Here is a 15,708-nt window from a genome sequence, read left to right as displayed (position 1 = left end):
AAGCTGCATGCTCTCCGGGGTTTTTTAACAAACAAATTCCCCGGAGGGGTATGAAGCTTCTGCAATTCTGGTCTATATAGCACTTACTTATTCTGTTTCAACAACACCAATTCCCAGCTCATCTAACTGTTTTTTCTCTACGATGTTCGGAGCCTCTGTCATAAGACAGGATGCATCCTTTACCTTCGGGAAGGCTATAACGTCTCGGATACTATCTTCCTGTGCCATAAGCATAATGAGGCGGTCAAGTCCATATGCCAATCCGGCATGAGGAGGTACTCCGTATTTAAATGCATTTAAGAGGAAGCCAAAACGATCATAGGCATCTTCCTTGCTAAATCCTAATACCTCAAACATCTTTTCCTGTACATTATTCTGATAGATTCTTACACTTCCGCCACCGATTTCTGTACCGTTTAATACGATATCATATGCTTTTGCACGGACCTTTTCAGGATGAGTATCAAGAAGGTCTAAGTCCTCTTCCATGGGCATGGTAAAAGGATGGTGTTTAGCGGTATATCTGCCTTCTTCCTTGGAGTATTCCAAAAGAGGGAACTCTGTTACCCATAAGAATTTATATTCGTCTTTTTTCAGAAGCTCAAGGCCTCTTGCAAGCTCTAATCTTAAATTACCTAACACATCAAAAACAACATCATCTTCGTCTGCAGCGAAGAATAATAAATCACCAGACTTAGCCTGCATTGTATCAGCAAGAACTTTTAGTTCTTCTTCTGTCATAAACTTTGCAAAAGAGGACTTAAAGGTACCATCTGCATTAATACCAAGATAAGCAAGACCCTTGGCACCAAAATCCTTAGCAAACTGAACCAGTGCATCTATCTTCTTTCTCGGCATCTCAGCCTGTCCCTCTGCGTTGATTCCTCTTACGGAACCTCCATTTTTAATCGCATCGGTAAATACAGAGAAACCACAGTCTTTAACAACTGCAGACACATCCTTTAATTCCATTCCAAAACGAATATCAGGCTTATCGGAGCCGAATCTTTCCATGGCTTCCTTGTAGGTCATTCTCTGAATTGGAAGGGGTACTTCAATACCGATAGTCTCTTTAAACATTCTCTGGAGAAGTCTTTCATTTACACCAATAACATCATCCACATCAACAAAGGAAAGTTCCATATCTATCTGTGTAAATTCCGGCTGACGGTCAGCACGTAAGTCTTCATCACGGAAACATTTTACAATCTGAAAATACCTGTCATAACCGGAGCACATTAGGAGCTGCTTAAATATCTGAGGTGATTGAGGCAGAGCATAAAAATTACCAGGATGTACACGGCTTGGTACAAGGTAATCTCTGGCACCTTCCGGGGTACTCTTAGTCAGCATTGGGGTTTCGATCTCTAAGAAGCCTTCTTCAGAAAGAAACTGTCTTGTAAGGGTTGCTACCCTACTTCTCATAATTAGGTTTTTCTGCAGATCCGGCCTTCTAAGATCAAGGTAACGATATTTTAAACGTAAATCTTCTTTCGTTTTGCTGTTCTCTTCAATAGGAAAAGGAGGGGTGTCTGCCTCTGAAAGTACACGAATGCTTTCAGCTCTGACTTCTATCTCACCTGTAGGAATATTTTCATTTACTCCGCCGGAACGAAGTTCAACCTTTCCTTCTACTGCAACCACGAATTCACTTCTTAACTTTTCAGCCTTTGCAAAATCCTCTGAACTTATCTCCCCTTCTTCAAATATTATTTGAAGAAGTCCTGAACGGTCTCTAAGATCGACGAATATAATACTACCTTTATTTCTGCTTTTTTGTACCCATCCCATAACCGTTACTTTCTCGCCGGTCATAGCCTTTGTTACTTCGGTACACCTGTGGCTCCTGTGCAAGCCCTTCATCGACTCTGCCATGATATCCTCCTGATATTTCTTACTTCATTACTTGATTTATTAAAACTTACTCTTCATAATCCACACAAATACGGCTTCCTACAATGCTGCGTACAAAGGATGCAGCTTTTAAATGTTCTTCATGGTTCTGGTAGAAGTCCAGCGCTTCTTGATTGATAAAAGTACTATCTAACATAAAATCGCAATTATCACTTCCCGTAGGCAGTGTCTTAGTTATTACTTTCAGGGACAGTATGCCGGGTATTACTTCCTTTATAGCTTCTAATTTAAACTTTGCTTCTAATACCAGATTATCTTTCTCTACCTCTGTCAGACCTTCTTTGTATTTCCATAATACCAAATGTCTTACCATGTAAAGCTCCTTTCCGCTTATATACAGCCTCTGTGCAGCCATAAATCAGGATTATTTTCTTACATATCCTTTAAAAATGCAATATAACCATTATAGGTTTCATAAATGTCTACTTTGCTGGTAATTTCCCAGGGTGCATGCATGTTTAATACGGCAACACCGCTGTCTATTACTTCCATGTTATAATTAGCCATGATATATGCTATGGTACCGCCGCCGCCTTCATCTACCTTACCAAGCTCTGCCGTCTGGAAAGTTACCTTATTATCTTCCATAATCTTGCGAAGCCTTGCCATGAATTCCGGGTTAGCGTCGTTGGAATTAGACTTTCCTCTGGAGCCGGTATATTTATTAAATACCATACCCTGCCCAAAATAAGCGGCATTCTTTTTCTCCATTACTGCCGGATAATTGGGGTCAAAGGCAGCACTTACATCGGAGGAAAGCATATGGGAATTCGACATGGTACGTCTTACCTTTAATTCTGAATATTCGCCGGTTAATGCCAAGATTTCAGCCACCGCATTCTCAAAGAACTTGGAATGCATACCGGAAGCTCCGACACTGCCGATTTCTTCTTTATCCACAAGAATGCAGGCACAGGTTCTGTCTGTCTCTTTTACATTGAAGATTGCTTTTAAGGAGGTATAAGAGCATACTCTGTCATCCTGACCATAGCCCATAACCATGCTCTTATCCAGTCCGTAATCTCTTGCTTCTCCTGCCGGAACTATCTCTAACTCTGCAGATAAGAAATCATCCTCTTCAATGCCGTATTTATCCTGTAAAATCTTCTTTATATTGGCTTTAACAGCGTCCTTTTCTTCTCCCTTTAAAGGCATGCTGCCGATAAGGATATTTAAGTCCTCACCTTCAACTACTTTAGCACCTTTCTTCTCAAGCTGAGCTCCGGAAAGATGTACTAACAGGTCTGTTACTCCGATAACCGGATCATTCTTATCTTCTCCGATTACAATATTTACAACGGTTCCGTCCTTTTTCACTACAACACCATGTATTGCTAATGGAAGTGTAACCCACTGGTATTTTTTTATTCCGCCGTAATAATGAGTATCAAACAATGCCAGTTCGGCATCCTCATATAAAGGAACCTGTTTTAAATCCATTCTGGGGGAATCAATATGAGCACCCAGAATCTTTAAACCTTCTTCCAAAGGCTGACTTCCAATTACGAAGAGTGCGATAGCCTTCTCCATATTAGATATGTACAACTTATCTCCGGCTTTTAATTTTTTGCCTGTACGGATGTATTCTTTTAAATCCTGAAAGCCTTCATCTTTTGCCTGTCTGATACTTTCTCTGACACATTCTCTTTCTGTCTTACAATCAGTTATAAACTTCTTATACCCTTCATTAAAGGCAGTAATGTCTGCTAACTGATTTTCTTCATATTTTAACCATGCATTCTTATTGCTCATTTATTTTTCCTTTCTTTCCATTATTATCCTGTTTATAATAACAATAATTCACTTGCAGCGTGTGGAATATTACGAAGTATTCACACTGTCCGTGGTTCATTATAATGCTTTTAAAGGGAAATTTCAACCGCAGGTGCCGCTAATATATAACAAATACCGATTTGTGAAATAGCTTTCTTACAAGACAACTGTCCTGCTATGCATCCCTACAGGATAACAATTATATTATCGGTTTCTTTAATAGGTTCCGTCATGAAGGATATTCTTCCAGGTAAAACCCTTCTTATTAACTTCACTGGCATAATGATCGATTTCTTTAAAAGGTTCTGTATAGATAATTCCAAGGAAATGAAGGAATAATTTCATATCAAAATTCTTAACCTCTTCAATCATCAGCTGGATTGCAGCTTCCTTCTGATAACAGCAGCGATACCTTCTATCCGAGATAAGAGCCGCATATACATCACAGATTCGAAGAATTCTGGCACCTAAGGGAATTTGGTTCCCTTTAAGATTCTGGGGGTACCCGGAGCCGTCATAATTTTCATGATGATAAAGAATCGCATTTAAGACTTCATCGTTATAGCCGTATTTTTTAAGAATATCAAATCCTATATCCGAATGCATGCGGATATACTTCATTTCTTCTACTATCATTGTATTTCTGTCACTGGCATAAAGGTATTTTCCAAGCCTTAATTTCCCGATATCATGCACCAATCCGGCATTTGACATGGTGTAGCAGAAATCTTCTTCACAGCCTGCCTCCTTTGCCAGCAAATAGGCTAACTTGCTTACCAGAATACCATGATCTATTGCTTCTTCTAAATCATCTGTCAAAATATCATTTAATACTTTGGCTGCTTCTGACATAGATACCTCCTTTCTCTATAACAAATGTTCGTTTTCTGTTAGGAATTTGATTTTTCTCTCAATCATTTCATCTATTCTTTCCACATAATCTTTGAGACTCTTCACATTCTCCACTCGTTCGATCCGGTTCTCGTCATGAAAAACAAATTTTGATTGTCCTCCTGCGCCAAGAGCAATAATCGTCTGTTTTTCTTCCATAATGAGAACATTATAAAGACCTTCCTTCCCTTTTCTGGCATAGCCGGTATTTTCCAGATTTCCAGCCATATTCTTTTGGCGGTAGAGATAGTAGGGCTGATATTCCTTACTATGTGCGTATTCTTCCGTTAACTCTGCCATGCTGCCCGCTTCTTCTACATCAGCAGATTCATATTCGACTTTTTCTGTATTCAACCTTGCTGCTCTCTTTAATGCCAGGGCATGAACGGTGAGGCTGTCCGGGTTAAGCTTTTCTATCTGTTCAAGGGTATTTGCAACATCATTCTTTCTCTCACCGGGAAGGCCGATAATGATATCCATATTAATATTTTCATGACCGGTTTTCCTAGCCAGTGCAAAAGCTTCTTCTATTTGGTTCACCGTATGTTTTCTTCCGATTAAATCCAGGGTCCTTTGCTGCATGGACTGGGGATTAATGGATATCCTGTTAACTCCATGTTCTTTTAATATCCGAAGTTTACCTTCCGTAATGCTGTCAGGTCTTCCGGCTTCCACCGTATATTCCATGGCCAGTCCAGGTTTTAAATAAGTATCAATATAAGTTAACAGTTTATCCAGCTGCACTTCATTTAAAGTAGTAGGGGTACCGCCGCCGATATAAACCGTTGTAAGCTTTTTATTATTAAACACCGTTGATGCATACTTAATTTCTTTCATAAGGGCTTCCAGGTAAGGCTCTGACATATGCCCGTACCTTTCAATTGAGTATGAGGTGAATGAGCAGTATAGACAGGTACTTGGGCAAAAGGGGATACCTATATAAATACTGTAGCCATTCCTGTAGTCCATTTCCTTTAGAAGCTCATGCTCTCTTCCTGCCACCATAAGGCTTAAGTCCGCCTTTCTTACCGAGCAGTAATACTCTTCCAGCATAAAGCGGCGAATAGCTTCTCTTTCTTCTCCCGCTTCCAGCTTTTCCAAAACAATCTTTGTCGGTCTGATGCCGGTCAAAGTTCCCCAGGGAAGCTCTTCTCCTGTAAGACCTCTTAAGCAGCGGTATACAGTCCTTTTCAGAAGATTTCGGATTTGCTTCTTTTTCTGTAGAAGCAGTTCCTGTTCTTTCATGGCATTAAGCTCCTCTTCTTTTTCAAGCTCTTTGGTACTGATATGCTCTTCCTCTTTATATAACTGCTTTTCATCCTTTACCGCTGCCACGCAAAGATAAGAATCCTCGATAACCACCATAATGGCCAGGGATTCTCTCGTTATTTCCATATTTGAATTATGTCGGTGAACCTTTACTTCCTCACCGGGATAAAAGGCTTTTATCAAAGGATATATGTCATTTTCATAATCCTCTCTGTCCAAAATTAAGTGAATCACCATTGCCTCCTAACCTTCATACCTTTCCCATTGCAGGATATTCATTTCAATAATTCCTGCTAAGATAAGGATTATTCTTCTTTTCATAACCAATGGTTGTCGCCATCCCGTGTCCCGGATAAACATGAGTCTCCTCCGGGAGGCAAAGAAGCCTCTCACTTATGCTTTCCAATAACACTTCACTATTACCCGTAGGCAGGTCTGTTCTTCCTACTGACTTGCAGAATAGTGTATCTCCTGAAAAAAGCGCTTTCTCATCCTCGATATAATAGCAGACACTGCCTGCCGTATGTCCCGGAGTATGAAGCACTTCCACCACACAGCCTGCTAATTCTAATATTTCCTTGTCCTTTACCAGCCGGTCTCTTCTGACGGAAATATTTTCTCTAACCAGGAAGGCTCCGTTTAAATCAGGCTGCTCCATTAACTCTGCTTCTGAATCGCAGATATAATAGGGAATGGAATAGGTGCGCGCTACCTCCTCTACTGCCATTATATGGTCAAAATGCCCATGGGTCAGTAATATCGCCACAGGCATTAGCTGTTCCCCTGAGATTTTAGCAATAATTTGATCTGCTCTATCTGCAGGGTCTATCAGTATTGTTTCTTTTGTCTTTGAATTAATTAAAAAGTAACAATTTGTACTTACAGGTCCTAGTATAAGGCTTTTTATCTCCACTTTAACTCCTTTCGTGAATACGTAGTTGAAAAAACTCCTTTTAGTTTTTTCAACTTAACCTCCGTTTTTTCAAGGAAATGCGAATTTATGTCTAAGGTTTTCCCATGCATTTAACCGGTTGTACGCTCAATATCCAATACACTTTCGATACTTCTAAGCTTACCTACAATATAACGAAGCTGCTCTACACCATTGATTTCAAACCCAACGCTGATGGTAGCAGTCCCCTGCTTACTGGTTCTTACGGTCATTGAGGTAACATCTATCTTATTTTCCGTTAAAATCTTAGATACGTCCACCAGAACACCGCTGCGATTATTGGCATATATCTTAATTTCTGCGGCATAGAGTTCTCCCTGTGCTTTATCCTGGGGCACATTCCACTCAGCTTCAATAAGCCTTGCTCTGTCTTCTTCCGAGAGATTCATTAAATTTACACAATCCGTTCGGTGAATGGAAACCCCTCTGCCCCTGGTAACAAATCCTACGATTTCATCGCCGGGTACGGGACTGCAGCATTTTGAGAAACGTACTGCTACATCATGAATACCTTCTACTACAATTCCACTCTTGTTCTTCTTAACATTGGGCTTATTGTCTTTTATCTCAGTTACGGATTCCAGAACCTTTTCATCGGTTATTTCTTTTTTGTGTTTTTTATCGTATTCATCTTTCAGCTTGTTAATGACCTGGCCTTCCTTTAATCCGCCGTGTCCGACTGCTGCATAGATAGAATCCCAGTCTCTGAAACCGTACTTCGACATAACCTTATTGGTATATTCCGGTTTCATTAGATCACTTAATACGATACCCTTGGTCTTGCAATAGGAAACTATCATTTCCTTCCCTTTGACAATATTATCTTCTTTTAACTCTGTCTTAAACCACTGGTTAATCTTATTCTTCGCCTGGGTGCTCTTAACAAGAGACAACCAGTCTCTGCTGGGTCCCTTGGAATTCTGAGAAGTTATGATTTCAATTCTGTCTCCGTTTTGGATGACATAATCAATATTTACTAACTTACCGTTGACTCTCGCTCCTACCATCTTATTTCCCACCGCACTGTGTATGCTGTAAGCAAAATCAATTGGCGTGGAACCATTCGGAAGATTTTTAACATCTCCGGTTGGGGTAAAACAGTATACACTCTCGGAAAACAGATCCAAGTCGCTCTTTAGAAGGCTTAAGAATTCCTTATTATCAGACATATCTTTCTGCCATTCCAGTATCTGTCTTAACCAGGTTAGTTTAGCTTCCTCTGTATCCTGGCTGTTCTTGCCGTCTTGACCCTCTTTGTACTTCCAATGGGCTGCAATACCGTATTCTGCGGTGCGGTGCATTTCATAGGTTCTTATCTGTATCTCAAAGGGCTGTCCTCCGGGGCCGATAAGAGTGGTATGAAGAGATTGATACATATTAGGCTTTGGCATGGCAATATAATCTTTAAACCTGCCGGGAATCGGCTTATACATCTCATGGATCACGCCCAGTGCCGCATAACAGTCCTTTACGGATTCCACGATAATACGTACGGCAAATAAATCAAAAATCTGGTCCAAGGTCTTATGCTGATTAACCATTTTCTTATAAATACTAAAGAAATGCTTTACTCTGCCATCGATCTTTGCTTCGATTTCTGCCTGCTCTATATGAAAGCGAACTTCCTCTACTATCTGGTTAATCGTCTCATCTCTTTCGCCTTTTTTAGAGTTAATCTTTTCCGTTAAATCATTGTAAACATCCGGCTCCAGATATTTTAAAGACAGATCATCCAGTTCTATTTTAATTTTGGAAATACCAAGACGCTGTGCTATGGGTGCATAGATATCCATAGTCTCTCTCGCTTTTTCCTTTTGCTTTGTAGGCGTCTGGTACTGAAGAGTACGCATATTGTGAAGCCTGTCAGCGAGTTTTATTAAGATAACTCGGATATCCTTCGCCATCGCTAAGAACATCTTTCGCAGATTCTCTGCCTGAATCTCCACTTTATCTTTCGAATAGCTTAACTGAGTCAGTTTCGTAACACCATCTACCAGGAGTGCAATCTCTTCATTGAATTCCTTGGCCAGTTCTTCTACCGTACATACAGTATCTTCAACGACATCATGAAGCAGACCCGCTACAATCGTTTCCTTATCCAATTCAAGTTCAGCCAGTATGATAGCAACACAGAGAGGATGTATGATATAAGGCTCTCCGGATTTTCTCATCTGATTCTGATGGGCTTTTGCCGCTACCTGATAGGCCTTAGCAATAATGGAAATATCTGCGGAAGGATGATAGCCTTCCACGATTTTGATAAGCTGCCCGTAAAGCTCATCAGGACTCGTAAAATCAGCAGGAATGATTGGTTCGGCGTTCTTTTTTCTATATAAATTTTCATCCATTAAATTTGTATTCGCATCTTTTTCCATGTAATCACCACCAGCCTATAAATTTATCTTTTAATTATAAACAAATAAAGAGAAAAAATCAATTCCTTTATTATTATGTCGTATTCTGACAGTCATTTCTGATGTAACTACGGTATAATTATAAAAAAGGACCTTTGCAAATAGTCTTCACGGTTTCAACCAAAAGATTCAACTATTTACAAAAAGTCCTCTATTGTCAAGCCTGTTTCTAGGCTAACAGTACCTTTTACTTGCCCTCATATTTGATAACGGTCTCAATATCATATCCCTTTAACTTATCGCGTCCATGAAGTCCTTCCAGTTCCATCAGGAATATAATCTTAACAACAATGCCGCCTAAGCTTTCAATTAACTTAGTAATTGCTTCAATGGTTCCGCCTGTAGCAATCAGATCGTCTACGATAGCAACTTTCTGGCCGGGTTTAATGGCATCCTTGTGCATTTCAATGGTAGCTGTACCGTATTCCAGTGCATATTCCATCTCTATTGTCTCGCAGGGAAGCTTTCCTTTCTTACGTACAGGTACAAATGCTTTGTTCAGGTTATAAGCAATGGGTACACCAAATATGAATCCTCTGGATTCAGGGCCCACAATAACATCAATGTCTTTTCCATCTAATAATGCCTGCATCTGGTCGATTGACATCTTTAAGCTGTCCTTATCCTGCAAAACACTGGTTACATCCCTGAAAACTATTCCTTTTTCCGGAAAATCAGGTATACTCCTGACATAATCTTCTAACTTTTTCATGGTATCTGCCTCTTTCTTATTATATTAAAAAATGTTAAATAGGTGATATTTTTATCTGCCGGTAAGTATCTTCTGCTAATACTTAACATAAAGCGCCAAATATGGATAATCAAGTCTGCTATTTTGACACTTGAAACGAAATATGCTTAAAAACCCAACTTATATTATATCATTTCAGGAATTTCTTTTCAAATAAAATATAAGGTCATTCTATAAAAAACCCAGGAACTTTTCTTGCCTTTTTCAAAAAGATGTAATCTCCCTGCTCTGGTACCTATTATCCCTTCATCATGGTTTCAGTAGCAATGTCTATTTTTTCGACATAATATATATAGGAATATGGAGTCCATATTCTTTGCTTATAAGCAATACCTTATAACTGAAAGGTGGTTTATATGTCCCAACTTGTATTAGCCAGATCCTATGAACTTGGCTATTCCTCTATCACAAACGGAACAATTCAGAGCACCAATGGTGATTATGTCCTTGCTGGCAGGTTATTTGATGTAAACTCAAAATCCTCCGCCTTTGCCCTGCGGGCAGCAGGTGATGGAAACCTAATATGGTATAAGGAATATACTTCCCAATATTCCGATTTCTTTCAAGCTATTACCCAGATTTCAGACGGTAATTTCATTGCTACCGGTTCTTACTTTTATTCAGAATTTGCAGGAGACGAATATCTCTGGATAGTAAAATTGAATGAAGCAGGAGAAAAAATCTGGGAAAAGCAACTGGGAAATGTAAATGAACAAACAGACGGTTATGATGTAACCGCCACTGCTGACGGAGGCTTTGCCGTTACAGGGTTAATCAGAGAAAAGGAGACCTCTAATTTATTTACATGGGTATTGAAATTTGATTCCGACGGCAATCTTCAATGGGATAAAAAATTCAGCAGCGGTGTCGCATACTCTATCAATCAGACAAAAGATCTCGGCTATATATTATCCGGATATCATCTTCTTCCGGGTGGATTAAACAGTAATATTTATATTCTCAGGCTGGATCCTGCCGGGAATATTATATGGAGTAAAATATATGATGAGTACGAGATATATGTACTGTTAGACAGCGATATTAAAGAAACGGCAAATGGTCATTTTATTGTTGCCGCCAAATCTGTGGTAATGGAAATCGGCGCCTGCGGCAATATTATATGGTCTTTCCAGAATGAAGCCTTTAATATGAGTTCTGTACTGCAGACTCCGGAAGGTAATTACGGTCTGGGCGGAAGCCTTATTGTAAATAACGTGGACCATGCTTATATTGCTGTAATTGACAGATGCGGAAAACAGATACTCTGGGACAATACAGAATTATTATACCCCAGCGGATTAACTCAAATCTTCGTGAATCAGGCAGGTTATACTACAGCTGGAGGCTATGTACCTTTAAATAGCAATCAATACCAAAGCATCCTGGCAATTTTTAATCCGGCAGAAAGTGTAAATTAGTCTACGAAAAAGGAGCTGCTTTAAACAAATTAGCTTAAAACAACTCCTTTTCATATTTATCTGTGATACTGCCTAAATGAAAAAGATAACAGTCTTTTCATGTATCCCTGTCTTACTCTGCCTTTTCATAAAGATAATTCTGTATAATTATTTGAATACTACGGTTTCCATTGTATTCATTTATAGTAGGATAATAAGTCAGTGACAGCTTTATCTTGTTTTCTCTATGTGTAAAGGCACGCTCCACTTCAGTTTTGCCGTAATTATCATAAAGGCCTTCAAGAAACCCTGATGTATCACCAAAATACATAGCTTCCATTTCTTTTCCATATTGGTTTCTTACCAGCAGCTTAATAACATTTTTATTTTTTCCGATTACTGAAAGTTTTAACACAGATAGACTTCTATCCGCAAACAAAGGTTTTTCATTTCCTTTTCCAAAAGGCTCTAAGACCTTTAGCTCTTCAATCATTTCCTCTGTAATTAATCCTAAGGGCAGTACTATATCAATTACGACTTTGGGAATCAAGTCTTCCGCAGTTAAAATTGTATTCTTATTTAGACTGCTTCGAAAAGGTTCTATCGCTTCTATGGTCAATGACATACCCGCTGCCATAGGATGACCTCCAAACTTCGTGAGATGTTCCGCCACTCTGGTAAGTTCTTCGTGCATATTATACTTTTCGATAGAACGCCCGGAGCCTTTTACCATCTCATGAGCCTTGGTTAATACAATGGCCGGTTTATTGTACTTTTCCCTTAACCTTCCTGCTATAATTCCCGCGAGACTTTCATGACATTCCTGAAGATAAACAACTAATACCTTATCTTCTTTTAAACCGGAGCCTTCTATCATGGAAACGGCTCCAAACAACCCTTCCTCTGTCATCTGCTTTCTCAAATCATTCAGATTCTTTAACTCTTCTGCTTGCTTCCTGGCATCTTCCCGGCTCTCTGCCAAAAGAAGCCTCAACCCCTTTTTAGCTGTGTCCAGCCTTCCGCCTGCATTGAGACAAGGACCGATGACATATCCCAAGTGATAAGAAGTTAAATTCTCCAAGGCAATTCCGTTCATTTCCATAAGTGCCCGTAAGCCAAGATTTTCGGTTTTTCTAAGAAGTTCCAAACCCTTTTTTACCAGGATACGGTTCTCTCCTGTTAATTCCATTACATCACAGACTGTGGCTATAGCAACGATTTCCCGCAAAGGTATTAGTTCTGCTTCGTCTATCCCGTTGCTTTTAAACAGAACTTCCATGAGCTTATAAGCGACAGCTGCCCCACATAACTGCTTAAACGGATACTCACACTCCTCCTGCTTCGGATTAACTACTGCATCTGCTTCCGGCAGCAGATACCTCTTCTTCTCCTCCTCCATTATGTAAGGAATATCATGATGATCGGTTATAATAACTGTCATTCCAAGCTGCTTTGCCTTTTGTACCTGTGCTAAGGCAGCAATTCCGTTATCACAGGTTAATATGGTATCTATTCCAGCTTCAAAGGCAGCATCAATTATCTGCTCATTTATCCCATATCCGTCTTTGATACGGTCCGGTATCTCATAATCCACCCTGGCCCCGCAAAGGGTTAATGCCTTATAGAGTATGTAAGTGGAAGAGATTCCATCCACATCGTAATCCCCTACTATCCGAATTGGAAGTGAACGATTTATTTTATCCTCTAATATTTCACAGGCCTTTGTAATATCCTTCATACCATAAGGTGTGCAAATCCTGCTGTAGTCTGGATTTAGGTATAAATCGATATCCCCTTCCTGAAGCAGCCCTCTGTTTACAATCAACCTCGCAAGACATTCACTGATACTATGCTTTTGCATAATAGATTCAAAATCTGCTTTTTTATTCCTTAGTACCCACTTTTCCATAGAGTCCTCACTTCTGTAAAACCTATTCGAAAATGCCTGTCCGGCTGCCCGTTATTTCAGGCGGTCAGACAGGCATTCTTTCTTAAAAGTCTTTGTCCGATTTCTAGAGATCTGCTTCCGCAGCTTTGATCATAAGGGCACACTCAACACGTTTTCTTTCCAGTTGGCAGCCGATGTCATAGGCATCATGAATGCTTCCGTGGAATTTATAAGAGTTGGCAGCACAACCTCCGCTGCAATAGAACTTGGCAAAACAGTCCTTACATTTCTCTTTGGAATATACGTTACAGCACTTAAATTCTTCCTGCAGTTCCGGTGTCTTCACTCCCTCAAAGACATTTCCCATGAGATATTTCTCTTCCCCTACAAACTGATGGCAAGGGTACAAGTCACCCCAAGGTGTAACTGCCATATATTCCGTACCCGAACCGCAGCCGGAAAGACGCTTTGCTACACATGGACCGCCGGACAAGTCTATCATAAAGTGGAAGAAATTAAAGCCTTCACCTGCCTTTTTTTTCTGAAGGATATAAGCTGCTAATTTATCATACTCTTCATAAACCTTCTCTACATCCTCTTCTTTGATAGCGTAACTCTCCTCCGGAAGTGCCACAACAGGCTCTACGGATATCTGCTTAAAGCCCAGCTCAGCCAGATGAATTACATCTTCTGAAAAGTCCAGATTATTATGGGTAAATGTTCCTCTTACATAGTAGTTATTTTGGTTTCTGCTTTCTGCTACCTTTTCAAATTTCGGAAGAATGATATCATAGCTTCCCTTTCCGTTTCTGGAAGGGCGCATCAAATCGTTGATTTCCTTTCTTCCGTCAATGCTAAGTACTACATTGGCCATTTCTTTGTTGGCAAATTCCATTACTTCATCATTCAGAAGAATTCCATTGGTAGTAAGCGTAAAACGGAACTTCTTGTTATGAAGTTTCTCCTGTTCTCTGCCGTATTCTACGAGCTTTTTCACAACTTCGAAGTTCATCAGAGGCTCACCGCCAAAGAAATCCACTTCCAGGTTTTTTCGGTTGCCGGAATTGGCAATGAGGAAATCCAAGGCCTGCTTTCCTACTTCATAGCTCATAAGAGCACGTCTTCCCTGATATTCTCCTTCTTCTGCAAAGCAGTATTTACAGGCAAGATTACAGTCATGTGCAATATGAAGACACAATGCCTTCACTACGGTTGAACGGGATTTAAATTCTGAAATATAATTCTCATAAATATCTTCCGTAAACAAAGCTCCGTCATTTATCAGCTCTTCTATGTCTGAAACAGCTTCTTTTACTGCCGCACTAACAGCATCTGAAGCTGTATTTCCTTCCGTTATGTATTCTGCAAACAGGTCGGTATATTCTTCTTTACTGTATTTTTCGGTTATTTTATGTATGATAGCCTCTTTCGCCTGCTCTGCGGCCAGATGCTTCTCATTTCTATCTGCTTGATTATACAACTCTATAATATCATAGATTAAATCATCCACTACATGGACCATACCGCTATTCACATCCAAAACAATATTATATCCGTTGTTTTTATACTGATGAACCAAATTTTCCTCCTTCTATCTGTTTATGAGTAATCTGCAGCTAATGGCAGTTGCCGTGAGTACAAATCTTACCCATACACAAGGAATAAGCAGCGACTATAAGACGCTGCTTAGTTTACATGATTGCTTATTGATTTTAAAGCAACTATTCGTTACTATGTACCTTTGGTAGCGTGAAATTATTGGTTTTCACAGCTCTGGTTTCCTACTGTGCAGGATGTTTTACATGCTGACTGGCAGGAAGTCTGGCACTCACCGCAGCCGCCTTTTTTCATGGATTCTTTAAGGTTTCTTGTATTTAAAGTCTTAATACGTTTCATGATTTTCCTCCTTCTTATTCCTTGATATTTCTTAACATCAATATCCGCAACCATTATATCATATCTGTCCCAAGTTGAAAAGATATTTTTTACCATAACTGCTAAGATACCATACCGCCAAGCATACCGCCAAACAAGCATAGAAGCATTACTGTAAAGACTCTGGACATCTCCATCCCCATTAGAGAGCCGGTAAGTATGGAGATCAGAAACAGAATTATGAAGTACAGACCTCCGATTAAAAGGCCCCATAAAAATCTTTTCTGAGAAGCACCTTTACCAAAGAGAAATCCTCCTAAAAAGGTAGAGAGTATGTAGGTCGCTATTATTCCACCACTTAATACCTTATTGGAAACATCCAGTTTCAGCATAAGAAAGGACAGTATAAACAGCATAAGCCCTGTTACAATGTAGGATAATACTAAATCTTTTAATATGACGGTAACCCTGGAATTACGATTAAGTACTTTGTCCATGAAATACCTCCGTTTACTTTATACAGTAGTATATTATCACAAGGTTCTTTCTATGCTTCCAAGCAGTAAATTTAAGGTTGTAAAAGG

The 15,708-nt window shown here is 39.6% G+C and carries 13 protein-coding genes; 1 reads left to right on the top strand and 12 read right to left on the bottom strand.

The features are described from left to right. Positions 1-87: 87 nt before the first annotated feature. The 8 genes from aspS to bsdcttw_RS05200 form a co-directional block, all read right to left on the bottom strand. On the bottom strand, positions 88-1,875 hold the full coding sequence (gene aspS / locus bsdcttw_RS05235) for an aspartate--tRNA ligase (RefSeq protein WP_185258340.1): 1,788 nt from the start codon (positions 1,873-1,875) through the stop codon (positions 88-90). A 46-nt stretch (positions 1,876-1,921) separates the two neighbouring features. After that, entirely contained in the window at positions 1,922-2,227 is a 306-nt protein-coding gene (locus tag bsdcttw_RS05230; RefSeq protein ID WP_185258339.1) for a Dabb family protein, read from the bottom strand. Between the two features lie 59 nt (positions 2,228-2,286). Beyond that, positions 2,287-3,666, bottom strand: a complete 1,380-nt coding sequence (locus bsdcttw_RS05225) for an aminopeptidase (protein WP_185258338.1) — start codon at positions 3,664-3,666, stop codon at positions 2,287-2,289. Positions 3,667-3,903: 237 nt separating this feature from the next. After that, on the bottom strand, positions 3,904-4,539 hold the full coding sequence (locus tag bsdcttw_RS05220) for an HD-GYP domain-containing protein (RefSeq protein ID WP_185258337.1): 636 nt from the start codon (positions 4,537-4,539) through the stop codon (positions 3,904-3,906). 15 nt (positions 4,540-4,554) lie between these two features. Continuing rightward, positions 4,555-6,084 (bottom strand): coproporphyrinogen dehydrogenase HemZ, encoded by a 1,530-nt coding sequence (hemZ, locus tag bsdcttw_RS05215; protein WP_408626501.1) that lies wholly within the window; start codon positions 6,082-6,084, stop codon positions 4,555-4,557. Positions 6,085-6,127: 43 nt separating this feature from the next. Then, a complete protein-coding gene (locus tag bsdcttw_RS05210; protein WP_185258335.1) occupies positions 6,128-6,760 on the bottom strand; it encodes an MBL fold metallo-hydrolase in 633 nt (210 codons plus the stop codon). A 110-nt stretch (positions 6,761-6,870) separates the two neighbouring features. Continuing rightward, positions 6,871-9,147 carry a RelA/SpoT family protein gene (locus tag bsdcttw_RS05205; RefSeq protein ID WP_225903855.1) on the bottom strand — a complete coding sequence of 759 codons (2,277 nt, stop codon included), beginning with the start codon at positions 9,145-9,147 and terminating at the stop codon, positions 6,871-6,873. 253 nt (positions 9,148-9,400) lie between these two features. After that, complete coding sequence (locus bsdcttw_RS05200) at positions 9,401-9,925, bottom strand: adenine phosphoribosyltransferase (protein WP_185258333.1); 525 nt, start codon at positions 9,923-9,925, stop codon at positions 9,401-9,403. Between the two features lie 395 nt (positions 9,926-10,320). Here bsdcttw_RS05200 and bsdcttw_RS05195 point away from each other — a divergent pair, with 395 nt between their 5' ends. Next, complete coding sequence (locus bsdcttw_RS05195; RefSeq protein ID WP_185258332.1) at positions 10,321-11,382, top strand: hypothetical protein; 1,062 nt, start codon at positions 10,321-10,323, stop codon at positions 11,380-11,382. A gap of 112 nt (positions 11,383-11,494) precedes the next feature. On the opposite strand, the gene recJ is transcribed toward bsdcttw_RS05195, so the two are convergent. From recJ to bsdcttw_RS05175, 4 genes are all read right to left on the bottom strand, one after another. Continuing rightward, positions 11,495-13,270, bottom strand: coding sequence for a single-stranded-DNA-specific exonuclease RecJ (recJ, locus tag bsdcttw_RS05190; protein WP_185258331.1), 1,776 nt, complete (start codon positions 13,268-13,270; stop codon positions 11,495-11,497). Positions 13,271-13,373: 103 nt separating this feature from the next. Further along, a complete protein-coding gene (scfB, locus tag bsdcttw_RS05185) occupies positions 13,374-14,828 on the bottom strand; it encodes a thioether cross-link-forming SCIFF peptide maturase (RefSeq protein WP_185258330.1) in 1,455 nt (484 codons plus the stop codon). A gap of 176 nt (positions 14,829-15,004) precedes the next feature. Continuing rightward, positions 15,005-15,145 (bottom strand): six-cysteine ranthipeptide SCIFF, encoded by a 141-nt coding sequence (gene scfA, locus bsdcttw_RS05180; RefSeq protein WP_073275699.1) that lies wholly within the window; start codon positions 15,143-15,145, stop codon positions 15,005-15,007. A gap of 101 nt (positions 15,146-15,246) precedes the next feature. After that, entirely contained in the window at positions 15,247-15,621 is a 375-nt protein-coding gene (locus bsdcttw_RS05175) for a TIGR04086 family membrane protein (protein ID WP_185258329.1), read from the bottom strand. Positions 15,622-15,708 lie beyond the last annotated feature (87 nt).

The sequence above is a fragment of the Anaerocolumna chitinilytica genome, assembly GCF_014218355.1.
GTDB lineage: Bacteria > Bacillota > Clostridia > Lachnospirales > Lachnospiraceae > Anaerocolumna > Anaerocolumna chitinilytica.
Note: the sequence above shows the minus strand (reverse complement) of the source record. Positions and strands in the feature narration are given on the sequence as shown.

Coding starts and splice junctions, on each gene's coding strand:
- bsdcttw_RS05205 (WP_225903855.1), bottom strand. CDS start 9,147: ATGGATGAAAATTTATATAGAAAAAAGAACGCCGAACCAATCATTCCT.
- aspS (WP_185258340.1), bottom strand. CDS start 1,875: ATGGCAGAGTCGATGAAGGGCTTGCACAGGAGCCACAGGTGTACCGAA.
- bsdcttw_RS05225 (WP_185258338.1), bottom strand. CDS start 3,666: ATGAGCAATAAGAATGCATGGTTAAAATATGAAGAAAATCAGTTAGCA.
- bsdcttw_RS05220 (WP_185258337.1), bottom strand. CDS start 4,539: ATGTCAGAAGCAGCCAAAGTATTAAATGATATTTTGACAGATGATTTA.
- bsdcttw_RS05230 (WP_185258339.1), bottom strand. CDS start 2,227: ATGGTAAGACATTTGGTATTATGGAAATACAAAGAAGGTCTGACAGAG.
- bsdcttw_RS05175 (WP_185258329.1), bottom strand. CDS start 15,621: ATGGACAAAGTACTTAATCGTAATTCCAGGGTTACCGTCATATTAAAA.
- bsdcttw_RS05195 (WP_185258332.1), top strand. CDS start 10,321: ATGTCCCAACTTGTATTAGCCAGATCCTATGAACTTGGCTATTCCTCT.
- recJ (WP_185258331.1), bottom strand. CDS start 13,270: ATGGAAAAGTGGGTACTAAGGAATAAAAAAGCAGATTTTGAATCTATT.
- scfA (WP_073275699.1), bottom strand. CDS start 15,145: ATGAAACGTATTAAGACTTTAAATACAAGAAACCTTAAAGAATCCATG.
- bsdcttw_RS05200 (WP_185258333.1), bottom strand. CDS start 9,925: ATGAAAAAGTTAGAAGATTATGTCAGGAGTATACCTGATTTTCCGGAA.
- hemZ (WP_408626501.1), bottom strand. CDS start 6,084: ATGGTGATTCACTTAATTTTGGACAGAGAGGATTATGAAAATGACATA.